Source organism: Methylobacterium nodulans ORS 2060 (assembly GCF_000022085.1).
Taxonomy (GTDB): Bacteria; Pseudomonadota; Alphaproteobacteria; order Rhizobiales; family Beijerinckiaceae; genus Methylobacterium; species Methylobacterium nodulans.
In genome coordinates this window covers 1-25,198 of sequence record NC_011895.1, presented here as the reverse complement: position 1 = coordinate 25,198, position 25,198 = coordinate 1, and the positions used below count along the sequence as shown (strand labels likewise).

At 62.6% G+C, this 25,198-nt stretch carries 31 protein-coding genes; 13 read left to right on the top strand and 18 right to left on the bottom strand.

Going from position 1 to position 25,198, the window contains the following annotated elements:
• Positions 1-129 precede the first annotated feature (129 nt).
• Positions 130-1,023, top strand: a complete 894-nt coding sequence (locus MNOD_RS40945) for a dihydrodipicolinate synthase family protein (protein ID WP_015926862.1) — start codon at positions 130-132, stop codon at positions 1,021-1,023.
• A gap of 392 nt (positions 1,024-1,415) precedes the next feature.
• On the opposite strand, the gene MNOD_RS40940 is transcribed toward MNOD_RS40945, so the two are convergent.
• From MNOD_RS40940 to MNOD_RS40925, 4 genes are all read right to left on the bottom strand, one after another.
• Positions 1,416-1,781, bottom strand: coding sequence for a type II toxin-antitoxin system VapC family toxin (locus MNOD_RS40940; RefSeq protein ID WP_043754417.1), 366 nt, complete (start codon positions 1,779-1,781; stop codon positions 1,416-1,418).
• Entirely contained in the window at positions 1,775-1,993 is a 219-nt protein-coding gene (locus tag MNOD_RS40935; RefSeq protein WP_015926860.1) for a ribbon-helix-helix protein, CopG family, read from the bottom strand. The genes MNOD_RS40940 and MNOD_RS40935 overlap by 7 nt, the downstream gene beginning before the upstream one ends.
• Before the next feature lie 2,006 nt (positions 1,994-3,999).
• Positions 4,000-4,242: an SMP domain-containing protein gene (locus MNOD_RS40930; protein ID WP_015926858.1), complete on the bottom strand. Its 243-nt coding sequence runs from the start codon at positions 4,240-4,242 to the stop codon at positions 4,000-4,002.
• Positions 4,243-4,244: 2 nt separating this feature from the next.
• Positions 4,245-4,466 carry a hypothetical protein gene (locus MNOD_RS40925; RefSeq protein WP_015926857.1) on the bottom strand — a complete coding sequence of 74 codons (222 nt, stop codon included), beginning with the start codon at positions 4,464-4,466 and terminating at the stop codon, positions 4,245-4,247.
• 376 nt (positions 4,467-4,842) lie between these two features.
• On the opposite strand from MNOD_RS40925, the gene MNOD_RS40920 reads away from it, so the two are divergent.
• Positions 4,843-5,331, top strand: coding sequence for a Ros/MucR family transcriptional regulator (locus MNOD_RS40920; protein WP_015926856.1), 489 nt, complete (start codon positions 4,843-4,845; stop codon positions 5,329-5,331).
• Between the two features lie 430 nt (positions 5,332-5,761).
• Here the strand turns inward: MNOD_RS40920 and MNOD_RS40910 are convergent, their stop codons facing one another.
• Positions 5,762-6,805 carry a HoxN/HupN/NixA family nickel/cobalt transporter gene (locus MNOD_RS40910; protein ID WP_015926854.1) on the bottom strand — a complete coding sequence of 348 codons (1,044 nt, stop codon included), beginning with the start codon at positions 6,803-6,805 and terminating at the stop codon, positions 5,762-5,764.
• 267 nt (positions 6,806-7,072) lie between these two features.
• Here MNOD_RS40910 and MNOD_RS40905 point away from each other — a divergent pair, with 267 nt between their 5' ends.
• Together MNOD_RS40905 and MNOD_RS47835 are read left to right on the top strand one after the other, a co-directional pair.
• Positions 7,073-7,753, top strand: a complete 681-nt coding sequence (locus tag MNOD_RS40905; protein ID WP_015926853.1) for a recombinase family protein — start codon at positions 7,073-7,075, stop codon at positions 7,751-7,753.
• A gap of 181 nt (positions 7,754-7,934) precedes the next feature.
• The gene (locus MNOD_RS47835; RefSeq protein ID WP_157091879.1) at positions 7,935-8,096 is read left to right on the top strand and encodes a hypothetical protein; all 162 of its coding nucleotides are present in this window, start codon (positions 7,935-7,937) and stop codon (positions 8,094-8,096) included.
• On the opposite strand, the gene MNOD_RS45555 is transcribed toward MNOD_RS47835, so the two are convergent.
• A complete protein-coding gene (locus MNOD_RS45555; RefSeq protein ID WP_015926852.1) occupies positions 8,054-8,971 on the bottom strand; it encodes a Crp/Fnr family transcriptional regulator in 918 nt (305 codons plus the stop codon). The genes MNOD_RS47835 and MNOD_RS45555 overlap by 43 nt on opposite strands.
• A 711-nt stretch (positions 8,972-9,682) precedes the next feature.
• On the opposite strand from MNOD_RS45555, the gene MNOD_RS42295 reads away from it, so the two are divergent.
• From MNOD_RS42295 to MNOD_RS40885, 5 genes are all read left to right on the top strand, one after another.
• Positions 9,683-9,979, top strand: coding sequence for a hypothetical protein (locus tag MNOD_RS42295; protein WP_050783658.1), 297 nt, complete (start codon positions 9,683-9,685; stop codon positions 9,977-9,979).
• Positions 9,980-10,489: 510 nt separating this feature from the next.
• On the top strand, positions 10,490-11,539 hold the full coding sequence (locus MNOD_RS40900) for a nucleotidyltransferase family protein (RefSeq protein ID WP_015926851.1): 1,050 nt from the start codon (positions 10,490-10,492) through the stop codon (positions 11,537-11,539).
• 434 nt (positions 11,540-11,973) lie between these two features.
• The gene (locus MNOD_RS40895) at positions 11,974-12,210 is read left to right on the top strand and encodes a hypothetical protein (protein ID WP_015926850.1); all 237 of its coding nucleotides are present in this window, start codon (positions 11,974-11,976) and stop codon (positions 12,208-12,210) included.
• 131 nt (positions 12,211-12,341) lie between these two features.
• Positions 12,342-12,704: a hypothetical protein gene (locus MNOD_RS40890; protein ID WP_244424904.1), complete on the top strand. Its 363-nt coding sequence runs from the start codon at positions 12,342-12,344 to the stop codon at positions 12,702-12,704.
• Positions 12,705-12,830: 126 nt separating this feature from the next.
• Positions 12,831-13,364 carry a hypothetical protein gene (locus MNOD_RS40885; RefSeq protein WP_015926848.1) on the top strand — a complete coding sequence of 178 codons (534 nt, stop codon included), beginning with the start codon at positions 12,831-12,833 and terminating at the stop codon, positions 13,362-13,364.
• Positions 13,365-13,512: 148 nt separating this feature from the next.
• On the opposite strand, the gene MNOD_RS45545 is transcribed toward MNOD_RS40885, so the two are convergent.
• Together MNOD_RS45545 and MNOD_RS40880 are read right to left on the bottom strand one after the other, a co-directional pair.
• Positions 13,513-13,788, bottom strand: a complete 276-nt coding sequence (locus tag MNOD_RS45545) for a hypothetical protein (RefSeq protein ID WP_015926846.1) — start codon at positions 13,786-13,788, stop codon at positions 13,513-13,515.
• 63 nt (positions 13,789-13,851) lie between these two features.
• Positions 13,852-14,151: a hypothetical protein gene (locus MNOD_RS40880; protein ID WP_015926845.1), complete on the bottom strand. Its 300-nt coding sequence runs from the start codon at positions 14,149-14,151 to the stop codon at positions 13,852-13,854.
• A gap of 559 nt (positions 14,152-14,710) precedes the next feature.
• Here MNOD_RS40880 and MNOD_RS40875 point away from each other — a divergent pair.
• Positions 14,711-14,944 carry a hypothetical protein gene (locus MNOD_RS40875; RefSeq protein ID WP_015926843.1) on the top strand — a complete coding sequence of 78 codons (234 nt, stop codon included), beginning with the start codon at positions 14,711-14,713 and terminating at the stop codon, positions 14,942-14,944.
• Between the two features lie 411 nt (positions 14,945-15,355).
• On the opposite strand, the gene MNOD_RS40870 is transcribed toward MNOD_RS40875, so the two are convergent.
• Together MNOD_RS40870 and MNOD_RS40865 are read right to left on the bottom strand one after the other, a co-directional pair.
• Positions 15,356-15,571 (bottom strand): hypothetical protein, encoded by a 216-nt coding sequence (locus MNOD_RS40870; RefSeq protein ID WP_157091878.1) that lies wholly within the window; start codon positions 15,569-15,571, stop codon positions 15,356-15,358.
• A gap of 128 nt (positions 15,572-15,699) precedes the next feature.
• Positions 15,700-16,716 (bottom strand): sensor histidine kinase, encoded by a 1,017-nt coding sequence (locus MNOD_RS40865; protein ID WP_015926841.1) that lies wholly within the window; start codon positions 16,714-16,716, stop codon positions 15,700-15,702.
• A 131-nt stretch (positions 16,717-16,847) separates the two neighbouring features.
• On the opposite strand from MNOD_RS40865, the gene MNOD_RS40860 reads away from it, so the two are divergent.
• Positions 16,848-17,120, top strand: a complete 273-nt coding sequence (locus MNOD_RS40860; protein WP_015926840.1) for a hypothetical protein — start codon at positions 16,848-16,850, stop codon at positions 17,118-17,120.
• Positions 17,121-17,163: 43 nt separating this feature from the next.
• Here the strand turns inward: MNOD_RS40860 and MNOD_RS40855 are convergent, their stop codons facing one another.
• The 6 genes from MNOD_RS40855 to MNOD_RS48600 all read right to left on the bottom strand — a co-directional run bounded on the left by MNOD_RS40855 (position 17,164) and on the right by MNOD_RS48600 (position 21,619).
• Positions 17,164-19,131 carry a hybrid sensor histidine kinase/response regulator gene (locus MNOD_RS40855; RefSeq protein ID WP_015926839.1) on the bottom strand — a complete coding sequence of 656 codons (1,968 nt, stop codon included), beginning with the start codon at positions 19,129-19,131 and terminating at the stop codon, positions 17,164-17,166.
• A gap of 191 nt (positions 19,132-19,322) precedes the next feature.
• A complete protein-coding gene (locus MNOD_RS40850) occupies positions 19,323-19,691 on the bottom strand; it encodes a hypothetical protein (protein WP_015926838.1) in 369 nt (122 codons plus the stop codon).
• Between the two features lie 321 nt (positions 19,692-20,012).
• On the bottom strand, positions 20,013-20,213 hold the full coding sequence (locus tag MNOD_RS40845; protein ID WP_015926837.1) for a hypothetical protein: 201 nt from the start codon (positions 20,211-20,213) through the stop codon (positions 20,013-20,015).
• Between the two features lie 137 nt (positions 20,214-20,350).
• Positions 20,351-20,617: a hypothetical protein gene (locus tag MNOD_RS40840; RefSeq protein WP_015926836.1), complete on the bottom strand. Its 267-nt coding sequence runs from the start codon at positions 20,615-20,617 to the stop codon at positions 20,351-20,353.
• A 46-nt stretch (positions 20,618-20,663) separates the two neighbouring features.
• Complete coding sequence (locus MNOD_RS40835) at positions 20,664-21,113, bottom strand: hypothetical protein (RefSeq protein ID WP_015926835.1); 450 nt, start codon at positions 21,111-21,113, stop codon at positions 20,664-20,666.
• Positions 21,110-21,619 carry a hypothetical protein gene (locus MNOD_RS48600; RefSeq protein ID WP_198157715.1) on the bottom strand — a complete coding sequence of 170 codons (510 nt, stop codon included), beginning with the start codon at positions 21,617-21,619 and terminating at the stop codon, positions 21,110-21,112. Before MNOD_RS48600 ends, MNOD_RS40835 begins: the two co-directional genes overlap by 4 nt.
• Before the next feature lie 65 nt (positions 21,620-21,684).
• Here MNOD_RS48600 and MNOD_RS47830 point away from each other — a divergent pair, with 65 nt between their 5' ends.
• Positions 21,685-21,843: a hypothetical protein gene (locus tag MNOD_RS47830; RefSeq protein ID WP_015926833.1), complete on the top strand. Its 159-nt coding sequence runs from the start codon at positions 21,685-21,687 to the stop codon at positions 21,841-21,843.
• Positions 21,844-22,211: 368 nt separating this feature from the next.
• Here MNOD_RS47830 and MNOD_RS47825 read toward each other — a convergent pair whose 3' ends face one another.
• Positions 22,212-22,406, bottom strand: a complete 195-nt coding sequence (locus MNOD_RS47825; protein WP_043754413.1) for a hypothetical protein — start codon at positions 22,404-22,406, stop codon at positions 22,212-22,214.
• 8 nt (positions 22,407-22,414) lie between these two features.
• Positions 22,415-23,809: a polyhydroxyalkanoate depolymerase gene (locus tag MNOD_RS40820; protein ID WP_015926831.1), complete on the bottom strand. Its 1,395-nt coding sequence runs from the start codon at positions 23,807-23,809 to the stop codon at positions 22,415-22,417.
• A 720-nt stretch (positions 23,810-24,529) separates the two neighbouring features.
• Here MNOD_RS40820 and MNOD_RS47820 point away from each other — a divergent pair.
• Complete coding sequence (locus tag MNOD_RS47820; protein ID WP_043754411.1) at positions 24,530-24,742, top strand: hypothetical protein; 213 nt, start codon at positions 24,530-24,532, stop codon at positions 24,740-24,742.
• Positions 24,743-25,198 lie beyond the last annotated feature (456 nt).

The window sequence follows — 25,198 nt, the reverse complement described above, 5'->3', positions numbered from 1 at the left end:
GCAGAAGTTGCACGGATCGCGCCGGTACATCCGTAACAGCGAGTTGCTCCGATTCACTTTAGCTGCGGACATTGGCCTGTAGATTGGGATAGTAAAGGACGGCGCGAGATCTCACCTGAGAGATTGAAGATGACAGTTCTGAAGGGACTCTCCGCCTTCCCGATCACGCCGTCCAATGCCGATGGCCGGGTCGATGTCGCGGCCCTGCGCAGGCTGCTCGCCCGTCTGGTCGAGGCGGGGGTCGACTCCATCGGCCTGCTCGGCAGTACCGGCTCTTACCCATACTTCTCGCGCACGGAGCGCCGCCGCGCCCTGGAAGCGGCTGTGGACGAAACCCAGGGAAGGATCCCGATTATGGTGGGGGTTGGCGCGCTCCGCACCAGCGACGCCGTGCGGCTGGCTCAGGATGCTCAGGCCATAGGAGCCGTCGCTGGATTGCTGGCCCCAGTCTGCTACACGCCGCTGAATGATGACGAGGTGTACGAGCACTTCATCACCGTGGCGCGTGAGAGCCAGTTGCCGCTCTGCATCTATGACAATCCCACCACCACGCACTTCCAGTTCAGCCGCGATCTCGTCAGCGCCCTGAGCCGTGTCCCCGAGGTGATCGCCGTGAAGAGCCCTGCACCAGAGGCACATCTGGCTCAGGTCCATCACAGAGAACTGCGCGCCGCTGTACCGCCCGGCTTTTCGATCGGCTACAGCGGCGACGGGAACTCGGTCGAAGCCCTGCTGGCGGGCGGCGATGCATGGTACTGCGTCGCGGGCGGCCTGTTCCCGGAGACTTGCATGACGATCGTGCGCCTGATTCAGGGCAGGCGGGCCGACGAGGCCCGGCGGCTGAACGCCGCCCTCCAGCCGCTCTGGGACCTGTTCAAGGAGTACTCCAGCCTGCGGGTCATGTACGCAGCCGCCAACCTGCTCGGCATCTGCCGCGCCCAGCCTCCGCGCCCGATCCTGCCCGTTCCCGATCAGGTCCGGCAGAGGATCGGAGAAACGCTCACGCGGCTGGAACTGCGCTGACCCGCGCCGCGACAGCCCTGAGCCGCCCATGTCCGCCGCCCTGATCTCCCACATCGAAGCCCGCATCGTCCAAACCGAGCGCTCTCTCACTCGGACCGAGATCCTGATCGCGCGCGGGCGTACCCACAACCCAGAGAGCGCTGACCTCCTCCCAAAAGCGCTGCTCGGGCTCCCTGCATCACATCCACATCGAGCAGGCAGCCCTCGCGCCGCTGTCGTTCCCAACGAGGTATCAACGCACGTGGTCCGTTATGGACATTCTGAATGGTGTCCATAACAGGATACGTGCCCCGTTATGGGCACCTTGAGAAATGCCCATAACGGGGCACGCGAGCATAGGCATTCTGATGGCCCAACCCACCTGTCCAACGCCTTGGTTGATGTCCTGCTCGTCACACCGTGTACGGCACGCGCACACCGGGGGCGCTGGCCGGGAAATCCTTCGTGTTCCGGGTCACAAGCGTGAGGCCGTGCACCTGGGCCGAGGCCCAGATGATGGCATCCGGGAGCTTCATGCGGTGCGCTTGGCGCAACTTCACGGCCTGCTCCCGGACGGCGCTGTCGACGTCGACCACGGTGAAGCCGCCCAGGAAAGCTCGTGTGGCGGCTTCATTCTGCGCGGTCGTCCCGATCATCACCTCCATCCAGGTGATGACGCTGATCGCGTGGTCCGTGTAGCGCGCGATCTCGGCCTGCGCGCGAGGATCACCGGCCAGGAAGTCGATCAGGATGTTCGTGTCGTAAAGCGGCTTCACCACTCAGCCCGAAGCCGCTCCTGATACTCCAGACCATCGACACCGCGCTCACGCCAGATCCCGAAGAACGACTGGATGTCCGGCTTCGGGGCATGCTGGGCCACGAAGTCGGCGATGAGAGTGCGCACCAGGGCGTCGCGCGACGTGTGCTCACGCGCCGCGATCTGATCGAGCGCTTCGGCCTGCTCGGGCAGGATCTCGATGGTCGTCAGCATCGGTCACCTCGCTGTGCACGCAAGCCATATAGCGTGCATGCTTTCACGCACAAGTTTGAGCGCGCGCCCCGAACTGTCGCGACGCTGCCGCAGCAGGAACAGGAACGGTCATCAAACCGCCTGACGGCCAGCGAGCCGACCAGCTATTATGCCGCCAAGTCCCAGCCATTCTCGTGACGGAAGGGGCGTGCTCATGATGAAACGCCGAATTGCCCTCGCGGTGGCGCTCCTGCTCTCCGGCGTACCCGGCTTGGCCGCACAGACCCGCTGGACTGATCCGCCGACCCGCACCGCAGCCCCTTCCGAGACGAACGTGCCTGCCCAGCCGGAGATCGAGCCACCACAAGGACCGGCATCCCCGAAGGCGGTCCAGCGGCAGGCGAAGCGCCCGCCCGTCCTCCGCTCGCGTCAGGCGGAACGCGTCTCCAGACCGGTGCCGCACCAGCAGGTTGCTCTGGTCCGAAGGCTCCATCCCGTGGTGGCCTCCAGGCCGGTGCTGCATCGGCAGGCCGTCCTGGCCCGAAGGCCCCATTTCATCGTGGCCTCCAGACCGGTGCTGCACCGGCACACCGTCCTGGCCCGAAGAACCCATTCCGTCGTGGCCTCCAGACCGATGCCGCCCCGGCAGGTCGCTCTGGTCCGAAGGCCCCATCCCGTCGTGGCGTCCAGACCGGTGCCGCATCGGTGGACCGTCCTGGCCCGAAGGCCCTATCCCATCGTTGGGATCGACGACGTCGACCCATGGACGATCCGGTTGCACCCCTGGGCCGGCGACCTCGACTGCTCTGGCCCCTACGCCTTCGGAGTCAGGCGCGGGCTGTGCCCCTGGATACCTGCCCGAAATCCCGGCGATGACGACGAGTAATGTGGTTTCCTGCCGGATCGGACTTCTCGATGTGCTGGCGGTAGCGGCCAACGGTAGGGGAAGTTAGGCGTCAAGATCGGCACAGTCCTCACCTCGGTCTGGAGTGTGCAAATTGTGACGAGATGGCATCCGTCAACGGACACGGTGTGATATTTGTCTTTGACAAGGAGGTGATAGTAACCGTCATGCCAAATCCTGTACTATCGACTGATTAGAGTGTTAACCAGAGCATTCATTCGATCAAATTCGGCTTGAGAGACGGCCACAATTATTCCCTATTCGGGCTGTCATCTGCGTGTGTCTCTCACCAGAGACTCATTCCTGAGGCTCATACTGCCGGCCGGAACTTGCTTCCGCGCCGGCATCTCTTCGTATATTGCGTACCAGTTATCTCTGCGGGTCGGATGTTCGCGTCCGAACAGCCTGAGCCATGCGGATCAACTCACGGGCTGTCAGGCCGCGGTGCTCCTGGTGCCGCCAGATCTCAGCAGCTTCGTGCTTGGCGGTGCGCTCGATAGGTCGGTCGTTCGGTCCCCGGGTTCACTCACACCTGGAGGACTGGAGCCCCTCGGAACGCAACGGCTTCGCTGCTGCTGCCATGCTGCCTCCCTGTGCAAATCAGCGGGACAGGGTTAGCGAAGCGTGTCGGCATGCGGAACTCTTGAACTGCCGTGCCGACGCCCTAGCGCAGAGCGCCAAGTGGCGACAAAACATGCTGCAAGCTCAAAAAGGGTGCATTCCGCGCACGGCTGTGCCGCACATTTGTGCTTGGCAGATGTTGCAGTGCAGCATAGAACGTAATCGCACGATCGCGATGGCGTTGCGGTCGTGCTGCCCTCTGTGGGCGTTTCCTCCCTAGACTTCGGGCCGCTCGCGAGAGCGGCCTTTTTCTTTGCGTGTAGGCATCGCGCATACACCCGCGCCTGTCAAGCCGGTGCCGCCGTTCGATGGTGTTTCTGCAAGGTCCTCGAAGGCATTAGGGTGCTGGCGGTTGCCCAGCCTGACTGAGCCTACAGAGGGCCGTTTGCATCAATGTGACGGCAGATCCGCAACCGGTCTGCCGGTTGCCGTCACCGCTCGCCCTTGATCGGCAGCGCCTTGAAGCCCCCGACCCGCGCCAACTCGGCCTGTTCTCGAACAGCTACGACTGCCCACCCTGGCCCTTGATGACGGACTCGGCCCGCGCGATGAAGTCCTCGTAGACCTCGATCGCTAGTTCCTTCATGGCTTCCTCGCCTGCATCGGCGGGCGCGAAGAACTCGAACTGGCGAATGGCCTGCCGAGCCGATCGGATGACTTGAGCGGGGTCTGTGGTGAGCATCTTCTCCAGTCTCTGAACGAACTCGGCGTGTTGCTCGATGAACGGCGAAAACTGACGCGCCACACTCAGTCCTTCGCGTTCAGGGCCGCCTCAACGTCGAGTGCGAAGCGCACGTCCCGCGTCATCAACTCGTTGACCTGGGCGTCAAGCTCGTGCTCGGATACGCCCTGCTCGGCCAGCTTCCGACGCAGGTCAGCCCGGAACTGCGCAGCAACCCGCTCTCGACCTCCGTCGCCGGGCACGGTCGCACGCCGCACATTCGAATTCCCGTGGCGCTTGGTCGGCATGGCGAACACCTCACGGCCCGAAATGTACGCGAGGCGGGCACGTCCACCAAGGGCAGGAAGCCGATCCGGATCCAAGTCGATGGTGTGGCCGTCGCCGTCGTCATGTCCATCGCGGGCAACGGCATCTACAAGCCCCCTCCAGACCGTCTACAACGCCCGCGCCGTGTTTCTCCTCACCTCGTGCACGTTGCGGGTCGATCGAGCCAGGGCGCTTCGGCTCCCTCATGGACCGCTGCATAGGCCAAGCTCTAATACAGAACATGTAGATGGCGGCCTCTTATCCTTGTGCTTTGGTACACACAGATGAATTTCTTCCGGCCGTTGACGCCTCAAGTAGCTAGACCCCCATCGTGGCGGGACCAACCAAGGTAAGACAATGAACGAAACCGCTACCTCAGGATCTGACTTGACCGCGCTCACGGCCGACATCGTGTCGGCCTACGTGTCGAAGAACCCCGTGCCGGTCGGGGAACTCGCGAACGTCCTGAACACGGTGCACGATGCGCTGCGCAGCCTCGGCAACCCGCCCGCGGCCGAACCCGAGAAGCTCACGCCGCCCGTGCCGATCAAGAAGACGGCGATGCCCGACTACCTGATCAGCCTGGAGGACGGGAAGCCGTACAAGTCGCTCAAGCGGCACCTGACGACACGAGGGCTGACGCCAGACCAGTACCGGCAGAAATGGGGCCTGCCGCCCGACTACCCGATGATGGCCGCGAACTACGCGGCGCAACGCTCCGAACTCGCCAAGACGAGCGGCCTTGGCCAGAGGCGTCAGCAAGCTGCGGCAGCCAAGCGCTCGGCTTCCGACGCGAAGGTGACGAGCCCGAAGAAGGGGCCGGGGCGGCCGAAAAAGGCGAAGTAGCGTGCCAGCGCGACATATCGCGGGCTGGAGCCATCGCCAAAGGGAGGCGATCTATCGGCTTTCCCTCCAGCTAAGGTGTCCAAGTGCTCGCATTCCCCGTGCTGCCGCTGTTCGTGGTTCTCGTTTTCGCCGCTGGTCTGGCGGTCATGCCATACCTTGAGCAGTGGGCTGGCGTGGTGAGTATCGTGTTGAGTGCGACAGCCCTGGTGCTCTGCATTCTGTTGGCCGAAATGGCCTCCTCGCCACCGAGAACCGCAGATCATCGGGCGGCGATAGCCATCCCCGTGGACGAGTAGGGGGCTCATACCGCTGCACGAGGGCGTCAATGGTCACCAGAAGATCGTCATCGAGGGTCAGGGTGACACGCTGCATCAGCCTCAATCCACCTCGTCATGCGAAGGGGAACGGCCCGGCGAAGGCTCACAGCTTGTCAGTGCATCTGGAGCTTGTCGTAGCCTTTGACACGGTAGATCAGGGCCGAGGCAATCCATGCTGCCACGAAGATGCCGACAACCGCGAAGCCGACATCACCAAGGTTCTCGTTGAGCACGCTTACCGCGCGCCACAGCCCACCTTCCAAGCCGAGCTTGTCGCCGATCAGGCCCAGCACCTCCAGGCCGCCGATGAAGAGCGCGATCACGACGGAGGCCGCTGTGATGGTCAGGTTGTACCAGAGCTTGCGAAGCGGGTTCACGAAGGCCCAGCCGTAGGCCCTGGTCATCAGAACGCTGTCGGTGGTGTCCATAAGAGACATGCCGGCCGTGAAGAGCGCAGGGAAGATCAGGATCGTCCAGAACGACATGCCTTGCGCCGCTTGCGTCGCCGAGATGCCGAGCACCCCGATCTCGGTCGCGGTGTCGAAGCCGAGCCCGAACAGGAAGCCGATCAGGTACATGTGCCAGGAGCGCGAGACGACGCCGAAGATCGGGCGGAACACCCGCGCCAGCAGCCCGCGCCCGGCAAGCAGCGCGTCCAGATCCTCATCCACGATCTTGCCGCCCTGCCGCACGCGGGTGAAGGCGGCCCAGACGCCGCGCAGGATAAACAGGTTGGCGATGCCGATGGCGAGAAGGAAGGCGGCCGAGACAGCGGTGCCGATCACGCCGCCTAGGTCGTGGAACTGATTGAGACTGTCCTTCAGAGCGGCGGCCGTGGCTGCGATCAGGACCGAGGCCAGGATGACGATGGTGGAGTGGCCGAGGGAGAAGAAGAAGCCGACCGAGTAGGGCTGCTTGCCCTCCTGCATGAGCTTGCGCACGACGTTGTCGATGGCGGCGATGTGGTCGGCGTCGAAGGCGTGGCGCAGACCGAAGGCGTAGGCGAGGAAGGCGGTCGAGAGCAGGGCCGGCCGATCCGAGAAGGCGAGAAAGGCCGCCGCCCATGCCGCGACATTGGCCGCGACGAGAAGCGCATAGGTGAGGCCCACCTTCGCTCCCACGCGGGCAGGCTGATCATCGAACGGGTTGAGCAGCACGGGCGGTGCACCTCTCCGGCGGGCAGAAGGCCCTCGTAGCGAGGCCGCTGCCCGAGCGTCAAATCATCGTCACGCGCCGTCGCGCCACGACCTTCCACCTCAACGGAGGTGCGTGTCGATGGTGGCGGAGTGATCGCGTGAGACACGGAGGGCGGTCCAGCTATCTGCGAACAGGTTGATGCCGGGCGATGGCGTTCTTCACTGGCACTCGGTTCGAGCATTGTGTATCGATATCTCAAGATATAGATACGAGTTCCGGCACAAGCCATGGCAAGCAAAGAGAAAACCAAGGCTTTCGCCTATCTCCGCACCTCCTCCAGCACGAACGTGGGCGAGGACAAGGACAGCGCCAAGCGCCAGCGCGAGGCCATCGCGGAATACGCGCGTCACGCGGGTTTGGAGATCGTCCAGGAGTTCTACGACGCCAGCGTTCGAGGTGCTGACCCCATCGACACGAGGCCGGGGTTTGCGGCGATGCTGGAGGCGATCGCCGGTAACGGGTGCCGCACCATAGTCGTGGAGACCGCCAGCCGCTTCGCCCGCGACTTGATCGTGGCTGAGACCGGCTACAAGTTCCTCCAGGCCCAGGGCATCACGCTGATCGCCGCTGATGATCCAGACAGCTTCTCGTCCGACACGCCTACTGCGGTGCTCATCCGGCAGATCCTGGGCGCGGTCTCACAGTTCGAGAAGGCGATGCTGGTCTCGAAGTTGGCCGGCGCGCGTGATCGGAAACGGAATGCGACTGGCAAGAAGGTTGAGGGCCGCAAGAACTACATAGAGACCTATCCCGAGATGGTGAAGCGCGCCAAGAAGCTCAGCCGGTACGATCGTTTGAGCCTTCGGAAGATCAGCGCGCGCCTCGCCGAAGAGGGATGGCTGAGTGAAGTGGGCAAGCCGTACACCGCGGCGGCGGTCAGCCGAATGCTATCGTACAAGGATGCTTGAAGCCTTCTCCCGACTATCTGATCCCAACCGTCCAGGCCACGACGTTGCCCTTAAGACGGCCGATCTCAATCGTGATGCTCTGAGATGCCCAGACGGTTGGGACGGGCCTGGAGCCGGCTTTGGTGGCTTGGTTCCTGGAGAGGCTGCCGAAGCCGAGATCGCGCGGCGACGATAGTGGTCAGTGCTCTGTTCCCCCAGCCAGGAGGTGCTGCTGGCGCTCGCGCAGGTCGACGGCACCTTCGACATCGCGACGGCACGCTGGATTGCCGAGAGGCTCGGGTTCGATGCGCTGGCGTTCCTTCAAATGGCGTTGGAGGTCAGCCTGCCGCGCCACCGCTCCTGACGGCATGGGGGCACCGCTCGATCAGCGGCACCTCCATCATAATCTGATCGAATTCGTCCATAATCTCGAAGATTAAGCTGATGATCCAGATGCAATGACTCGTTCGTTTGATCGCACTTCAATTTTGGAATAATTTGTAACTTTGGGCTGAGATAGTTCACGTTAAACTCGCAGAGGCGCACCAATCTTGACCAATTGTGAATGGACAACATTTTTCCGTCAAGTGTTGCTAAACCTCTCTGTTTTAAAATTTTAGCCATTCTGTTGACATGAGCATTCGTTAGGCCAAGTATGTCAGCTATGTTGCATTGGTTAATCGGTAATTCGCAGCAATAATCCCGCGCCTTTTTAAGCGCCTGCTGCCGCACATATAATTCGCATAGTAGATGGGCAAGGTGTTCAAGGGCAGACCGCCGCCCGAGGCTCACCATCCACTCGCGCGTCACAACGGCATCCGCGGCTGCGACCTGCCAGAGCGCTTTAGCAATCCGCGGCTGAGTCGCGGCAAGCTCCTGGAGATGTACGCGAGGCGTAAAGGCCACGGTGCTCTCACTGATTGTGCCGAGGCTGTAGTCGATGACTGGCAGTTCCAGGCCCTGCAAGTCCGGCAGATCACCCATCATGTGCAGGGAGATGATCTGCCGCTTTCCACTGCTCAGCGAGCGGTAGCACCACAACCAGCCACTCAGCACGATGCAGCACTGAGAGGGCCGATCATCTTCGTGCAGGATGTCATACCGTGGAGGCAGCACACGGACGCTTGCCGGTAAGCTCAAAATCGCCTGCCGCTCATCGGCTGTCAGAGGTCCCATGCTCTCCAGCTTGCGAACCAGCAAGTCGAGGGGACGATTATCCGCGATATTCACCTCGCTCATGCTTCTGACCTCGGCAAGTTTTTGGCTTGTAAAATTATAACCTACTATTTTGACTGAAAACCCTGCTCGGCTTCCAGCCCTGATACATATAGCCCATCTACCATATTTCTATGATCCGTGTTAAGTGCGCACATGGCCTATCTACTATTGCCTATCTACACCCACCCGACGTGCGAGCATGTCCTGCTCTAGCACACATGCACATTGCAAAAAGCGGGAGGAATCAGCTAGGCCAACTATCGTATGACGCGCTGAACCTGAACTGTCAGGCTCTTGTCTCCTCCGAGGCTGAGGACTGCATCAGCCTCCATTGAGCGGCATCGAGCCGTGGCGGTCGCTTGGGTGTGGCCTGCTTGGGGATGCGGAATTCGCAACCCGCTCATGTCACGAAATTCGATCAGAGCAGAAGTACGACGAGACGTGGCAGAGAGATCCGGATCTAACGGGACCAATGACTTATGGCAAATATCTGTCAAATGCGAAGCGATTGAAGTACGGCGATACGGACAAATCTTAATTGTTCATTAAATGTGTTGGCACATTGCTTGCTCGTTCAGGGCGACGTTTCGCCTTGGCAGACGCCCGGCAAGGTCCGAACTCTCCGCCGGGCGTTCTGCTGTTCAGTCCCGACGGTGGATCAACCAGCCGAGCAGGTAGCCGACGCTGATACCCGCCAGGAGAACTCCATATAGTGCCGCATCGTGTGACCTCATGGAGCAGCTATCCGACTACCGCTCCTGCGCCGTGATGGGAATGGACGACCTCGCCCTCGCGATTGGCCTGCCCGGCAAGATCGGCGGACACGGATCGGAGGTCGAGGGGATGGTCGAGCGCGGCGAGATCGAGCAGGTTCGCGCGTACTGCGAGGGCGACGTTCTCAACCTCTTCGCGCTCTACGTGCGGTGGGCGCTGCTCACGGGCCGGACGGATCCTGCGGGCCACAATGCCTCGCTGGAGAGCTTGGTGATGGACCTGGAAGAGGAGCGGGACGGCCGACCGGTGGCGTAACACGGATCGGCCGGCTCCAATGTTCATCCAGCCCGTCGAACGCGTCGGACCTGTGCCGCAAACTGCTGTCTGATCTGGCCTAAGATGTGCCCTACGGCCTGCCCTGTGTTCGGAGAGCGGGCCTTCTTGGGGAGCCCAGCAACGGGTTTGCCGAACGCATCAAGGTCGAGGGCCACGGAGCGGGCAGGAAAGGGCGAGCGGTCAGAGCTACTTCATCATTCCTCGGGCGTGCTTTTCGGTGCGCTCCAGCATCCGGTGCCACGGCTGGGCGCTGTCGGTGAACACCTCGGCCTGCGGTGCCACGCCCACGCGAGCCACGCTCTCGACCGCGGCGCGCCGGTCCCCTCGTCCAGGTCACGCTGGGCCGGCCCTCGCGCCGATATCCCCCGATGACGTACCAATGCATGTGGTCCGTTATGGGCATTCTGAATGGTGACCATAACAGGCGGGCATGGTACCGTTATGGTCACCTCTCAAAGTGACCATAACGGAGCACGCGAGAACATCCCGATGGCCCAACCCGTGTCCCTGGCACTGCAAACCCTCTACGCGGAGCTTGTCGAGCGCGCTGCCATCGCCCAGCTTCAAACGGACTTTTCCGTCGAGGGCTCCTTCTACACGTCGACGATCAAAGGGCGGCGGTACTGGTATTTCCAGGAGCCACAGCGCGAGCATGAGCGGCGCAAACGGTACGTCGGTCCGGATACGCCGGACCTCCGCAAGGTCATTGACGCGCACAAGGAGGCAAAAGACGACTTTCGCCAGCGGCGCGAGATGATCGCAGCGCTCCTTCGCGCCGGGTTCGTCCGTCCTGATTCCATGACCGGGAGAGTTTTGGAGGCTCTCGCCAACGCGGGCGTGTTTCGCATGCGCGCCGTTGTAGTCGGCACGGTCGCTTACCAGTGCTACTCAGGTCTGCTTGGGGTCAAGCTCGGGGCCAGCAATCTCACCACCGCGGATCTCGACCTTGCTCAGTTTCCGAGTATCTCGGTTGCGGTGGAGGATCGGACCGACCAACCATTCGGAGAGATCCTGAAGAGCGTCGACCCGAATTTCCGGCCGGTGCCTCACGTCAGCAACAGCACAAGGATTACACAATACGCTCTTGGTACGAAGTACCGCGTCGACATTCTGGCCCCGAACCGGGGTCCCGATACGGACGAGCCTGTGCCACTCCCAGCCCTGCGGGGGGATGGGCAACCGCTGCGCTTTCTCGATTTCCTCCTCTACCAGGAGATCCGGGCCGTCGCCCTGCATGGCGCAGGGGTCCTCATCAACGCTCCGGCTCCGGAGCGGTATGCCCTCCATAAGCTCATCGTCAGTCGCGAGCGGCTCGGATCTCCAGAAAGCCAAGCTAAGGCTTTGAAGGACATGCGTCAGGCTGCCGAACTGATCGACGTCCTTACCAAACAGAGGCCCTACGAACTGAAGGACGCGTGGAGCGAGGTGATGTCCAGGGGACCGAAATGGCGCACCAATGCCAGACAGGCAGCCCACTTACTCCCAGAGTCCTCATACAAGCGCTTGGTTGATTGTGTTGGCTCTCTCGATGAGCACTGATGTGGTGGGCCGCGTACCGGCCTGACCATGACCGTTATGGCATTTTCGCGAAAAGGCCATAACGTGGCACGCCGCCTTCGAAACGCACCTGGGATCCGCCTCTTCAGCAGCCAGCGCTCTAACCCTCGCGCCATCGCGGTTTCCTGCCGGATTGTACTTCTCGATGTGCTGGCGACCCCGGCCAACGATGGGGAACGTTAGACCTCATTCAGGTCGCCACAACCCTCAAATCGTCCTGGGGTGCACAAGTCGTGGCAACACGGCGGCCACCAGCTTACGCCAAGCAGCACTCGTAGCTGCGCGCAAAATCTAATTTCGCAACGTCGATTGCGGGTCTATGCAAGTTGATCAGACGATGCTATCGCAGCCGGGCGACAGCTTAATCTCCAAGGCAAGTAGATGACCCAATTTACTGTTGTTCCAGGAGGGAAGCTATGCATTCTGATCTGGCGAGGGCCCGGCAGATGTGGGAGCAGCACAAGGAGGTAGTGCAGCGGCTTGAGAATAACGAGCCGCAGCAGGGCGAATCTCCGCAGCAGCTAGAAGCTGCTCTACATACGGCTCGCTTGCGCAGTTATATTGCCTTGGGCCGGGTGATTGCCTTGGAGCAAAGCTACCACGCTCATCAAGCCGGCGAAGGCGCACCGATAAACTATTGGCAACAAGGCTGAGGCTCCAAGCTGACACGTCGGGCACCGACCCGCGCAATCAGGCAGTTGATCGCTGCGAAGAGGCGGAACAGGGGCGAGTGGCGACGGCGCTCGAACACGCGTCCGGTGATCGGCTAACCGGATGGCAAGGGATGGCCAGCCAACTCGCGGCCATGGCATGCGTACGCTTGGTGATCCGTGAACTCCGCGACGATGCCCGTCACGGGCACCCCCGCAAGTGGCCCGGGCAGGCAATCAAGGTGACGAACCGTGTGAGATTGATGGAGTACCTGAGCGGCTGCGAGTGGCCGGCGGGGGATACCGCAGACACCTTCCTGGACTGGTGTGCGGACAAAGTGCCGGAGTCCTGGATCCAGATCCGCAAGCCTTATCCGTCGTCTGTCAAGGACGCGATCAGCATCACCATGGCCGTGGGTATGCGGGGCTCGAAACCTGACCCTCACGGCGAGATGAAGGCCCGGCTGCGGTGGCCCTTCCCGCTCGCCGACTGGTAGGCTGCAACCGGAGAACACCCGGGCGTAGGACGGGCCGCGCCTGTCCGGTTGATCGGCCTAGATGGTCCGTATTGACGGCGCGCCACGGTGCCCAAGGTTGTTCAGGGGGCGGCATGGGGGACAGCCATGGCGCAGTTCGATCACATCCTGAATTGGACCCTCAAGGTCGGATCACACCCGTTTCCAGGACCAAACGGCGGTACCTGCATCAATGAGGCCGCAATTGTCGCGGCCGGGTTCCCGTACCAACCGGTGCGCTGCGTGGACGACATGCCCGACTGCTTCAGCAGGACGATCTGCCGATTGGCGATGCGCCTCAACGACGAGGCAACCGACGCCGAGCGACAGCGCCTCCTGCCATTCGTGGCGAGGCTGGCGTGCGCCGACAAGCGCGAGGTGGAATTCCTGCGCCAGCAGTACATTGAAGCACGCACCTACAGGAGCCCCTTGGGTTTCGACACGACCCCGCTGAGCTTCGATGAGGGACTGGCGATACTCGAAGGGGCCCTGGCCATTGGCCGTCAGGCCCGCCTCTTGAGCGAGGACGAAGTGAGCGCAAGGCTGGTCCGAGCCAAGCACGCGCCCGAACAGAAATCGGTGGATCGGAGCATGGTGACCAAGATCAAGAAGTGGCTCGGGATCGAAGCTGAAGTCGCCTGATCGGGTGTAGAGGTGCCGTGCCACTGCCGCGGCAGGAACAGGGACTCCTGCCGGCTCACCACATACTGGCAGCCGCACTGCTCCTGGAGCCGTGCCACCAGACGGGCCATGTCCCGCCGGGTGAAGCTCGCAGTGTGGGGCCAGCGGATCAACAGGTCTCCAGGTATTCGTCGCCCCAGAACAGTTTAAACATCAGAGCATCGTTCTCGGTCTTGAACCGCACCTCACTGGAGAGACGCCATACCTCGATACGGTTCTCGTGCGCCCATTCAGCCACGGCCTTGGGAACGCCCCCAGGACCGCGGGGACCTAGGGCAAATCCACCATGGACAGGCAGTGCATACGGGAACGCCGCAAGCTTTTCATCAAACGCCCGAATACGGGCCGTATATATGGTGGGAATTTCACGCGCAAACGAAGACATCTCAAATCCCTCAAATCAAACGCTCGGACCAGCCGCGAAAATGCTCATGCGGCAAGCAAGCCATTAGCATGTCGAAACGTATTCATACCAGCGCATCTGGTACAGAAGCGCGTCGCTCTCGGTCTTGAACCGAAAATGACGCTCATTATGATGGAAGGAAACCTCATTCTCCTCCAGCCAATTGGCTACATCTTGCGGGATATCGTTCCGCTCATCATGTGCAACCTGAATAAACGGCGGCCCCATCGAGAGACGGAAGGGGAATTCAGCGGCAATTTCTCGCTCTCTCCGACGCCGTGCTTCGATACGAGCCGCCCGCTCAGCCATGATTTCTTTCAGAACCTTATCAATAACCGACGACATCTCAAATCCTCAAATCAACGTTCGAGCCGGCCGCGCAATGCTCTGCGGCCGGCTCCTTCTCTACGTACCGCCACGACACGCGCGATGTCCATATTCATCGCGAGGCCGTGGCAGATCGCCTATGCCCACCGGAGCCGGAACAAAACCGCCTCGGACGCATACCGAAAATGAAAGCCCTGCGGCGAATAGCCATACTCTGTATGCCGTTCGCGCAGCCATCTGTGAAGTTCTGCGGCACGATCCTCAGCGTATTCTTCAGAGGGAATGACCGTACTGCGATGCACCAAATATGGGTAGCGGGCATGTCTTCCCATGACATCTCCTCCGCACGGTTATCTCGCACAGCAGCAAAAGCTTGGCTGCTACCGTTTCAGAGAGCGTGTATACACGAACGCCGCGCGGTCTGCATCACGCGCCCTTCAACCAGAACGGCTTGAACTTCGCAGCGGCGGTCTCATCCTTGAAACCGATGAGACGTTCAGGGCGGACATCTCAGAGGGGCTGAGATCGCAAATCGCAGTCGACTGGCTGCTCTTCAGGCCGGCATCACAGGAGGACCATGGTTTCCCGAACCACCTCCTCCTTTGCAGCCATTACAGCGCCGGGCGGCGGTGAACGGTTCCCGCTCACACTGAGCGCGTACGACGACGACGCGACGGGCACCTTGGCACCGACGCACGGCGCAACAAGCGAGGTGATCCTGGCACTGGGCAGCGACGAGCCGCTCCATACGAACATGTGTACGTTCCTTCAAAAGCCGTTGAAGGTCAGCCTGCTGCGCCACCACTCCTGAAGGCGCGAGTGCATAGTTTCACAAACCGAACATAGTTACGGCGACTTCCAAACGGCTACGCTGAAACCACACGCCACGGGCGTCATTCTCTAGTAGGGGCGCAACATGGATTAAGCGTGAGCTTGGGACAGCGCGGGACCTCGTTCCGCACTGAAGGTCATTATGCGTGATGCAAATTTCTTCTATCGAGACGGAGACAATGAGCGGACTGGCCCTGTGTTGCACGGCGTCGCTCAGGGCGTGCTGGAAGCCTTGGCTCTTCCTAATGAGGGGAGAATGCCTGATCAGCTTCGGGAGCTTGCCGAGCATTTAGTGGAACGGGACGCGCTGGGACGGATGGAGACGCCCCTGGAATGAAGCAGGTGCAGTCGCGGATGCGTCTCACCTCGTGGGAAAGGGTGCTCCGCGCGCTCACAAATTCCCCTCCTGCTCCGCCCGGATCCGGTCCCGGTGCGCGCGTTTCTGGTCGAGGATCCACCTGCACTGCGCCAGCACCGCCTCCTCCAGGCGGGCGTCGGCTCCGGCCGCCTTGAGACGGGCGACCAGCGCCGCCTGCCGCTGGCAAACAATCTCCCACTCGGCCGTGCTCTGGGTGGCGAGATCAAGGTCGGCGGGCGTCCAGGTCACGACGGCACTCCCGTTCTGGATGGCGGGCCCGAATTCCTCCCTACCGGTCACGCGGGGCGGCCTTGCACGCGAATGCGGAGATGAAGCATCAAACGGTTAAGGATACGGATCACCACCTGCCATATGGGCTATGGGTTCGCCGGGAACCGGATCGTCACCACGGTTCCCGAAGCGCCACCGTTCGGCCGGATGTCGTAGATGCCCTCAAGCTGCGCCACCATCGAGCGGATCAGCCGCTGGCCCAAACCGGTGCCCCTGGCCCGCTCCGGGCCGTCGAACGCGACGCCGACACCGTCGTCCCGCACTTCGAGCACCAGCGCATCGTCCTCACGCCGGAACCGAACCGCGATGATGCCGGGCCGGTTGTCCGGGAAGGCGTACTTCATGGCGTTGGTCACGCACTCGTTGAGAATGAGGCCGACCGCAACGGCGCGGTCCTGCGGCAGAGCGTGGTCCTCCACCTCCGCCCTGATCACGACAGGGCGCAGGCCAATCATGCTCGTGCGCAGGTCGTTACACAGCCCGGAGAGAAATTCGTAGCTGCCCACCGTCGTCTTGCTGGTGTCGCGGCGCAGCCGTTCGTGGACCCGCGCCAGCACCTGCATCCGGTCGGCCGTGGCCGCGAGCATCGCGCGGGCCGTCTCGTCCTGCACGGTGCGGTACTGGAGCTTCACCAGAGCCATGAGCGTGGTCAGGTCGTTGCGGATGCGGTGGGATGCCTCCCGCAGCAGCAAGTCCTTCTCCTGCTCGGACGCGGCGAGCCGCGTGTTCGCTTCGGCGAGGTTGTGCAGCGTTGAGTGGAACGCCGCGATAATGGTCACGGTAGCAAGGCCGATGGCGACAAACAGGAAAAGTCCGACGATATCGGACGGGCTCGCGACCTTGAGACTGTAGATCGGCGAAAGCAGGAAGTAGGCTACGTAACCGGCGCTTAGGAGCACCGCATAGATCCCGCAGCCTCTGTCGAACAGAACAGCGCACACGATGATGGCCGCGAAGAATAAAAGGACCGGGAAGCCACTGAGGTGTGGTCCGAGCCACACGCGCACGAGCAGCACGGCCGTGACAACGGCCGTGGTTGCGAGATACTGCGCCCAAGTTGGCCACCCAGGCGTCCTGAAGGTCTCGGTGAAGAGATGCTTCATCACGGGCCTGCGTCCCCAAGTGCCTGCGCAAAGGCTCTGGTTGATTTAGCGCAGGGCCTATCCAGTTGCCCAGGTTCAAAGGCGGGCCGTGGTGCGTTCGCAATTACGCAGGTGAAGACGAGGTCACGAATGTGGGGTTGAACCGGGCCATCCTCGGGGTCGACGCCGAGGGGCTCGTCCGATCGTTCATGACGGATGTGCTGGCTGATGCGGCATTCCGGGTCTTGGACGCAGGGTCGCAACAAGCGCGCGAGCGGGCGCGTGACCGAGGCCGGGACCGCGGTCATGGCGGAGGCGTTCGCAAGACCCTCAAGGGGAATGCCACGCGGTATGGCATCCGGACCAGCGCCATCTCGCAGCGCAAGGCGTTGCGGCAGGCGGTCAAAGAGAAGTCCGAGAAGTAGGTGCCGATACCTGCTCCGTGCACAGCAGTTGTCGCTCTGCTGGTCACGAGGCAGGCCGGATCAGCGGGATCACGTTGCTCTGGACGGCAGACAGGGTAATTGGTGAGGCCGTTCGCTCGGCTGCGAGCAGCAGCGCGGCTGGCTCGTAGGGCTTCGAGATCAGCAAGAAGCCTTCCCGGGTCGCAGTCGCAGCTTGATCGCTGTAGCCGGTCGCGAGCAGCACTGGCAGGGCAGGCCAGCGGCTCCGGATGTGCTTCGCCAGTTCAAGCCCATTCATGCCACCCGGCATGACAAGGTCCGATAGAACGAGATCGAATGGCTGGCCTGAGTTGAGGATATACAGAGCCTCTGCCGCAGTACCAGCGCTCACAACTGAGTGACCGCGCTCCATCAGGACCGACGCTGTAGCATCGGCTACTTGAGAATTGTCCTCGACCAGTAAGATGCGGAGGAGGCGTACAGGCTTGCCAGCCGTGCGCTGAGGCCCCGTTGCATCAGGAACCTGGGCACTCGTGCGCGGCAGAGAGATCGTGAAGGTCGTGCCATGACCAACCTCGCTCGTCACCCGCACCGACCCATTCGACTGCTGGGCAAAGCCGTAGACCTGCGGTAGGCCGAGCCCGGTGCCTTTGCCCACCTCCTTCGTGCTGAAGAACGGCTCGAAGGCCCGGGCGAGCACGTCAGGCGACATGCCATGGCCGGTGTCGCTCACCGAAATCGCGACGCTCTGGGCCACCTTCCCGTCGTGAGTTGTCACATTCTCGGTCTTGATCCGGAACTGGCCCCCTTTGGGCATGGCGTCCCGTGCGTTCACGGCCAAGTTGATGAGCGCGATCTGTAGCTGAGCGGGATCGACCTCGACGGGCCACAGATCCTCCGCAAGGTCGAGCACGATGCCGATGTCGCCCCGGAGCGACTGCTTGAGCATGTCGTTCATGCCCAGAATGAGCCGGGTCACGTCCACGACCTCGGGCCGCAGTGTCTGAGAGCGCCCGAAGGCGAGCAACTGCTGGGTCAGCTTGCGGCCCTGCTCGACCGCCTGCATCGCGTTGTCGATCAACCGCGCCCGGCGCTCCTCGGGTGCCCGCCGCAGAAGATCGAGATTGCCCAGCACCACGGTGAGCAGGTTGTTGAAGTCGTGCGCGATGCCAGCACTGAGCCCACCCAGCGCCTCCATCTTCTGAGCCTGGAACAGGGCCGCCTGCGTCTTCTCCAACGCTTGCTGCGCATTCCGCCGCTCGGTGATGTCGCGGGTGACCTTGGCAAAGCCGACCAGTCGCCCGGTCTCGTCGCGGATGGCGTCGATCAGCACGCTGGCCCAGAACCGCGTTCCATCCCGCCGAACCCGCCAGCCTTCCGCTTCGAACTTGCCCACCCGAGCCGCCGTTTCCAAGGCTCTGGCGGGCACGCCCGCGGCGCGGTCCTCCTCGGTGTAGAAGCGGGAGAAATGCTGCCCAATGATCTCGGCTTCGCTGTAGCCCTTGATGCGCTGCGCGCCGGAGTTCCAGTTGGTGACGATCCCCTCCGGGCTGAGCATGAAGATGGCGTAGTCCCGCACGCCCTGAACGAGGAGCCGGAAGCGCTCCTCGGTCTCGCGCAGAGCCTGCTGGGCCGCCTGTCGCTTCGTGATGTCGCGCGTGACCTTGGCAAAGCCGATGAGGGTGCCTGAGGGATCGCGGATCGGGTCGATGATGACGTGCGCCCACATGCGGCTGCCGTCCTTGCGCACCCGCCAGCCTTCCTGCTCGAAGCGCCCGTCGCGGGCTGCGGTTTCGAGTGCCCGCCTCGGCAGGTCCGTTTGGCGGTCTTCCTCGGTGTAGAAGCGGGAGAAGTGCTGGCCGAGGATCTCGGCTTCCTTGTAGCCCTTGAAGCGCTCAGCCCCTGGGTTCCAGCTTATGATGATCCCGGTGGGGTCGAGCATGAAGATGGCGTAATCGGTGACGGCCTGGATCAGGAGGCGGAAGCGCTGCTCCTCGCTGATGATGGGCGTGGGCTGGTTCTCGGATGCCATGCGCTCCCCTCTGCATGCAATTCAACCGCAGCAGGTAGCGGCCCTGGTCAAACCATCCTCGTCCAATCGCCTCAACATACAATTGGTTCCTGCCGTTGAGCGGCGATTAAACGGTTCACCCTCGATGTTGCAGAAGGCACACGCGCAAGCTGCGGTCCCGGCTTGATTGTCCACTCGCCGTCGCCGCCCCGTCATACCGACTGCAACCACGCCAGGAAGAGGGCACGAACCTCATCGTCGGTGCGGATGCCTTCGTGGCATTCGATTTCGTCGACATAGCGGCACCAGATCTGGCCGCCGCGCGTGATCACAACGATCCTTGCCGTCCAACAATCGTCGGGCTCCTCGAACACGAACCTGCTGGCGATCGCATCAGCGGGAGGCCGTCTCTTCCCGCTCATCCGCGTTGGCTTCGTGTACGAAGCGCCGCTCGGAATGGCACGGCAGGTGAGCGGATGGACCTCGATGCACACATTCTCGACCGTCTGCGGCCCGGTCCGACCGGCGGCTAAATACCGGCGAATGATCGTGTCTGCCTGCTGAAGAAATTCTTCGTTCACGGCTTTTCCTTTTCTTGTTCTCGCGTGAGCAAAGATATTTACTTCCGCGCTTCCATTCCTCGTGCAAAGGAGTAGCATGCTTTACGGTCATCAATTCATGGCGCTGTTCGAGCGCATCCGAGATCTGGGTCTGACGGGGTCACGGCACCACTTCTCCCATTCACTGGTGCGGCCGTGGCAAGGACTACATGCGCGACCTCACACGCCGCGATGGCCCGACCTCTCGCGTTTCATCGAGGACAGTTCAGCGCGTCCGTGAGCGTCTGGCCGAGGCTTCTGAGGCCGAAGTGGATCCGCTCCTTCAAGCTCGCGACCTCCGTCTCACCACGGGACGAGAAAGGCGGCGAGGCGGTTGCCCCGTCCGATCAGCACCCCGCGGGCGTCGCGGGTCGTGTCGCTGCGCTCGTCATACACGGCCACGATCACTCCGTGGGCGTCTCTGGCCAGGGATCGCCCTGTCAGAGGCTGCTGCTCAATCGTGCCGAGGACGTGGCCGTGACGATCGCGAATAGTCTGGCGCATCGATGGTCCTCCCTCAGCAACTTGACTCGACAGGGCCAGCGGCGAGGCAGTCGCCGCCGTGAAGCAACTACCGGCATGCTGGACGAGCGCAGCTATTTTAGCAACGACGACCAGAAATTTGGGCCTCATCGCGCCCTTCATGCCGCTTCGGTCTCATCGTCGTAGTAGCCATCCGGGACAGGTTCGCCGACAATGCCCGCGATCAAGCGATCCAGACGGCTCCGAACCTCGGGGTGCGGCTCATCCTCTTCGAGGTCGGCTCCGTCGTCCTCGTCGTTGAAATCGAGACCGGAGGCCCAACTGTCGAGGATGTAGCGGAGCGAGTGCGGGCTGGGTGTGTCCTCGGGAGGCGAGAGATGGATGGCAATCCCGTACTTGGCGAGCGCCCCCTGGAGCGCACGCATCGCTGTCGCGGGAAGCTTGCGGAGACGATGACCAGGACCGCTGCCGTCACGTCCCCCGCCGTGCCTCAAGCCGGGCCCGAGCCTTGAAAAGGGCTGCGAGCGCCTCGTCGAGGTCGTGCAGGAGTTGGACCGCATCGGCCGTGTCCTGCTGAGCCTCGGTCAGCCTCACGAGTTCCCGGCTCTCCGCGTCCCGCCGCGCCTCGATCGCAGCGATGGCCCGCTGGAGGATGTCGAGGTTGCGCTCGGACGAGCCCGGCTTATCCTCCATGGCGGCCACGGCCCCCTGAAGCTGGTGCCACCGTCCCCTTAGGGTGGCAAGCACAGTGGCGAAATTCGTCTCGAACCGCGCGAGCCGGACTTCGGCTCCGGCCGGGTCGTCGCCACGGGCAACAAGCGAGGTGATGAGCGTCCGCTGCCGGGTGCACGCCGCTGCCAGATTGGTAGCCTGCTCGGCCGCGATGGCGAGGTGGTGGAGGGAGTCGGCGGGGCGGATCATGACGCGACCAACAGGGATTTCAGGGCGAGCCGAGAGCGGCACAGGATGATCAGCGCCTCGTCGAAGACATCAAGGCAGCGGTTGGCCTCGGCCCATTCGCGGCTGAGGGAGGACAGGTCGGCTATGCGCCGGATTTCCGCCTCACGCTCCGCCATGACCGCGGCGATCTGGCGGTCCACGTCGGCGAGCTTGGCTTGCGCGTCTGGGTCGGCGGCCATGGCAGGCTCCTGACCGGGGACAAGCGCATTATACGCGACCGAACTACCGCAGGGTACGCCCGAGCAGCCGAGCGGTTCCGCTCCTCTCGGCGCTTCGCGCGCCGAAACGGTGGTATGGCTCAGTGACGCGAGCCGCACCGGACCTTCGCGCGCACTCTGGATTTCTCCCGTGCCACCCTTGGTGTTGCTGCCCTGGTTTTCGCCTCCACCAATATCGACGACATCTTCATCGTCTCGGCGTTCTTCGTCGATCCAAAGCTCGCCCGCGGAGCCGTCGTTGCCGGGCATTTCCTCGGCATGGGCGCACTCACAACCGCAGGCGCAGCCGCTACAGCCGCGACCAGAGCCTCACGGTGCCGGGTCGCAACCGCGCGTTCTTGCTGACCATGGAGGCGGGCTCGATCGTGGGGAGCTTCTTCGGCGGGCTGATGCTCGGGCTGGTGCCGGGCGTCGTCCTGCTATCGCTGCTGGCGATCATTCTCATGTCGGTGAAGGTCTGGCGGCACACCTAATTGCTCACCGCTCGCTCATCAGGAAGGGGCAGGATCGGGCGCGGGGATTGGGCGCGACGAACCGGGTGCAGCGTGCACCGTCGTACTCGACTGTCATCAAACAGGCACAGGCTGAAGGCTAAATGCCGGGTCCGCAGGCGGGATCGCAATCAGGAGGCTCTGATTGCACGGTCATCGTCTGCTCCGGCCCGGTTCGCCGTGCTGGAGTGACATCGTCCAGCCTAGCTGGTTGGCCTCTGGCTTGCTTAAGGCAAGCGTGATCAAGGAAGCGCTGTGCAGGAAGGAGGAGAGAGATGCTCACCCCTTATGCATCTTGGACAAGCTCCGCAGACTGCCTCACCGCAGAGATCCAGCACGCCCTCGCGAAACTAGCCGACGTCGAAACCGAGATCGAAATTGAATGTGAGCGCCTGGAGCGGTGGCCCGGACCGGCAGACGAGAAGGAGCACCTGCTGGCGCAGCTTGAGACTGAGCGTCAGCGCCGCCGCGCGCCCCTGGCGCAGCGTCTGACCGAACTTCAGCAGCGCCTGATGGCGCGCATCCGCGTTCGCCCGCTCCACCAACCGGACGATCAGCCCCCGATGGGGGAGCTTCTCGCCCCAACGTATCTTAGGTCCGCAGCGGAATGAGCCAGGACCTCGTCCGGGGCGAAGCGGCCCAGAGTGCTATTGTCCACCGCCGTATGATCTTCCAGGGCCTCCCCAGCCCGCCTGCTCGTGAACCGGATCACCTGCGCGTCCTCCGCAGGCTGGCGGCCCGCACCCAGTTGCGTCAGGTCTGCGGCCCTCCCGGCGTTCTGCTCCATGAACGCCTTGATCCTGGGCGCGACCTCCGCCCGGAAACGCGAGCCATTGAACACGCCGTAGTGCCCGGCACCTGCCTGGAGATGATACGCTTTCTTGCCTGCCAGGAGGCTCGTGGTGAGATCGAGCGCGGCGCGGGTCTGACCTACACCCGTGATGTCGTCCTTCTCGCCCTCGATCGCCATCAGAGCGCAGCGGCGGATCGCGCCCAGATCAACGGGCTCACCCCGGTGCCGCATCACGCCGCGCGGGAGAGCGTGCGCGATGAACACGGTCTCGACCGTCTGGAGGAAGAACTCGGCCGTGAGGTCCATCACCGCGAGGTACTCGTCGTAGAACTCGCGGTGCTTGGCTGCGGAGTCCCCGTCACCTTGAACGAGGTGCTTGAACATGTCCCGGTGCGCCGTCAGATGCCGGTCGAGGTTCATCCCCATGAAGCCGGTCAACTGAAGGAAGCCAGGGTAGACCCGTCGCCCGCGGCCCGGCGCGCTCCACGGCACCTCGTGAATGCAGTGCTCGAACCACGCCAGCCCGCGCTGCTGGGCGAGATCATTGACCGCCGTGGGCGAGCGCCGGGTGTCGATCGGACCGCCCAGGAGGGTGGCCGAGCGCGGCACCAGCGGGTGGTCCTCGGCCTCCATGCGGGCGATGGCGGCCAGCACGGGAACGGAGGGCTGGCACACCGCCATCACGTGCAGATCGGGCCCGAGCGCCTCGAACAGGGCCATGCAGTAATCGATGTACTCGTCGAGGCCGAACCGTCCTGCCGCCAGCGGCACCTGTCGGGCGTCGCTCCAGTCGGTGATGAATACCTGATGCGTGTCGAGGAAAGCCGCGACGGTGCCCCGCAGCAAGGTCGCGTAGTGGCCCGACATGGGCGCGACGAGCAGCAGCTTGGGCTTGTCGGACGGCTCGCCGAACGCGATCACGCGGCAGAAGGGCTGCTCCCACACGACCCGCTCCGAGGCGGACAGGTTGAAGGCAGGCTTGGGATAGGCCCGCGTCGCCCGCTCGAACAACTCGCAGGACGCGGCGAGAGCACGGCTGGTCGGAGTGCAGGAGAACAGGTTGAGCGGGTTCTCGCAGGCGAGTTCCGTGGCCTTAGCGGCGACGCGGGCTGGCGCGAGCATCAGACCACAGGACTCTCGCAACAGATAGATCATGCGCACTCTCCCCCGAGAAGCCCGCAGTGCAAGCTGCTTCGTCTCGCTGGCGTGCCACCCAACGTTTGATGATGCGGTGAGGCCGCGTCTGGTGATCCGTCTGCACTGGATGCAGCAGAACTTTTGCCTACACCGTTGCTGGCAGGCGTGCACTATGTATGAAAGTAGACAATGAGTGACGCTCGCCGCCCCTCCCTTGGCATTTATTAGAGACTAGGCCAGAACCCCAACCGTGCCAAGTATCTTTTGTAAATATCCCCAGGTGTGCAGATTGGATGCCCCTCACTACACGCCTTAGTTTCATTTTATCGCGCTGACTGGGCCCCTGTTCAGCAAGCATATAGCCGAGCTTGAAGGCGCGATGACCGGTGCGGTTGCGGCTGGAGTCGCCTTGACCACGTCCGACGCCACCGACCGCGTCACGATCTGAAACAAGGGTGTGTGGCACTTCCTCGGCTGGCGAGCCGACGAGGTGATGGCGATCCGGCTCACGTCATCCTCACCCCCGAGGGCCGGGCGGCAGGTGTGCCAGAACGTGAGATGCAGATTGCGTTTCAAGCCTGTGAGCATGTGGCGACTGGATCCAGCTTCTTCATTCAGCCCAGGCATCGAGAACGCAAGACGATCCCGTGTTGGCGATGATCTTCGCGCACACACGCCACAGCCGCGGGTTTTGCGACACCGACAAAGTCAGCAGCGTCTCGTTCGCGCATCGCCGACGTGCTCGACGGCATGAAGTCCGACCATGCTGCCAACACGCATCTGGATGGGCGGGTCGAGTTACTCCTCGACAACAGACAGTCTGATCCCGAACTCCTGCGCACGATCAAGCGCACGCTTCAGACTGGCGCGATGACTGGCAAGCTGCCTCCGGTCCCACTCGGTCAAGCGGCATATTTGTCCTGCGTGCTCCAAACGATCGATTTTATCTAGGTGGTAGTCCGCGCATCTTATGAGAGCCGATACACGCTCGCCGAACGGCATAGCCTCTAGTTCTTTTTTCAGAGGCATTCGGCCGTCGTAAGATATTACGGAGTTTGGAGGAGTGGGATTTACTCCGTACGAGTCTTCACTCTGGTCCGCTTGCGCATCCGTGCGTGATACCTCCGCCGGGAGGTCCGTTGTTTGCTCTCTTAGCATTGTTACCGCCATGAATGGCACGATGTTCCTTGAACCAGGATCGCCGGTTCGCCAGCATGTCGCTGGATGTTTCGCTCATGTGATACTGAGCAGCCGCAATTACAACGACTTCCTAAACCAATCCCGATCTCGCGGGATGGATCCTCACGTGGGCCCGAAAGCCAGGAGCACTCTCATGCTGCTCAGAGGGCTGCGATCTCGTCGTCGGCTTCCCGCCGCATGGCATGCAGTTGGGCGAGGGCTGGCGGA

What these genes read in the sequence shown, in the direction of transcription:
- MNOD_RS40820 (WP_015926831.1), bottom strand. Translation starts at nt 23,809, where the DNA reads ATGATCTATCTGTTGCGAGAGTCCTGTGGTCTGATGCTCGCGCCAGCC.
- MNOD_RS40905 (WP_015926853.1), top strand. Translation starts at nt 7,073, where the DNA reads ATGGCAAGCAAAGAGAAAACCAAGGCTTTCGCCTATCTCCGCACCTCC.
- MNOD_RS40920 (WP_015926856.1), top strand. Translation starts at nt 4,843, where the DNA reads ATGAACGAAACCGCTACCTCAGGATCTGACTTGACCGCGCTCACGGCC.
- MNOD_RS45555 (WP_015926852.1), bottom strand. Translation starts at nt 8,971, where the DNA reads ATGAGCGAGGTGAATATCGCGGATAATCGTCCCCTCGACTTGCTGGTT.
- MNOD_RS40945 (WP_015926862.1), top strand. Translation starts at nt 130, where the DNA reads ATGACAGTTCTGAAGGGACTCTCCGCCTTCCCGATCACGCCGTCCAAT.
- MNOD_RS40880 (WP_015926845.1), bottom strand. Translation starts at nt 14,151, where the DNA reads ATGTCGTCGGTTATTGATAAGGTTCTGAAAGAAATCATGGCTGAGCGG.
- MNOD_RS40935 (WP_015926860.1), bottom strand. Translation starts at nt 1,993, where the DNA reads ATGCTGACGACCATCGAGATCCTGCCCGAGCAGGCCGAAGCGCTCGAT.
- MNOD_RS40895 (WP_015926850.1), top strand. Translation starts at nt 11,974, where the DNA reads ATGCATTCTGATCTGGCGAGGGCCCGGCAGATGTGGGAGCAGCACAAG.
- MNOD_RS45545 (WP_015926846.1), bottom strand. Translation starts at nt 13,788, where the DNA reads ATGTCTTCGTTTGCGCGTGAAATTCCCACCATATATACGGCCCGTATT.
- MNOD_RS42295 (WP_050783658.1), top strand. Translation starts at nt 9,683, where the DNA reads ATGGAGCAGCTATCCGACTACCGCTCCTGCGCCGTGATGGGAATGGAC.
- MNOD_RS40885 (WP_015926848.1), top strand. Translation starts at nt 12,831, where the DNA reads ATGGCGCAGTTCGATCACATCCTGAATTGGACCCTCAAGGTCGGATCA.
- MNOD_RS40875 (WP_015926843.1), top strand. Translation starts at nt 14,711, where the DNA reads ATGGTTTCCCGAACCACCTCCTCCTTTGCAGCCATTACAGCGCCGGGC.
- MNOD_RS40855 (WP_015926839.1), bottom strand. Translation starts at nt 19,131, where the DNA reads ATGGCATCCGAGAACCAGCCCACGCCCATCATCAGCGAGGAGCAGCGC.
- MNOD_RS40925 (WP_015926857.1), bottom strand. Translation starts at nt 4,466, where the DNA reads ATGCCGACCAAGCGCCACGGGAATTCGAATGTGCGGCGTGCGACCGTG.
- MNOD_RS40835 (WP_015926835.1), bottom strand. Translation starts at nt 21,113, where the DNA reads ATGATCCGCCCCGCCGACTCCCTCCACCACCTCGCCATCGCGGCCGAG.
- MNOD_RS48600 (WP_198157715.1), bottom strand. Translation starts at nt 21,619, where the DNA reads ATGCCCGGCAACGACGGCTCCGCGGGCGAGCTTTGGATCGACGAAGAA.
- MNOD_RS40840 (WP_015926836.1), bottom strand. Translation starts at nt 20,617, where the DNA reads ATGCGTGCGCTCCAGGGGGCGCTCGCCAAGTACGGGATTGCCATCCAT.
- MNOD_RS40865 (WP_015926841.1), bottom strand. Translation starts at nt 16,716, where the DNA reads ATGAAGCATCTCTTCACCGAGACCTTCAGGACGCCTGGGTGGCCAACT.
- MNOD_RS40900 (WP_015926851.1), top strand. Translation starts at nt 10,490, where the DNA reads ATGGCCCAACCCGTGTCCCTGGCACTGCAAACCCTCTACGCGGAGCTT.
- MNOD_RS40890 (WP_244424904.1), top strand. Translation starts at nt 12,342, where the DNA reads ATGGCCAGCCAACTCGCGGCCATGGCATGCGTACGCTTGGTGATCCGT.
- MNOD_RS40845 (WP_015926837.1), bottom strand. Translation starts at nt 20,213, where the DNA reads ATGCGCCAGACTATTCGCGATCGTCACGGCCACGTCCTCGGCACGATT.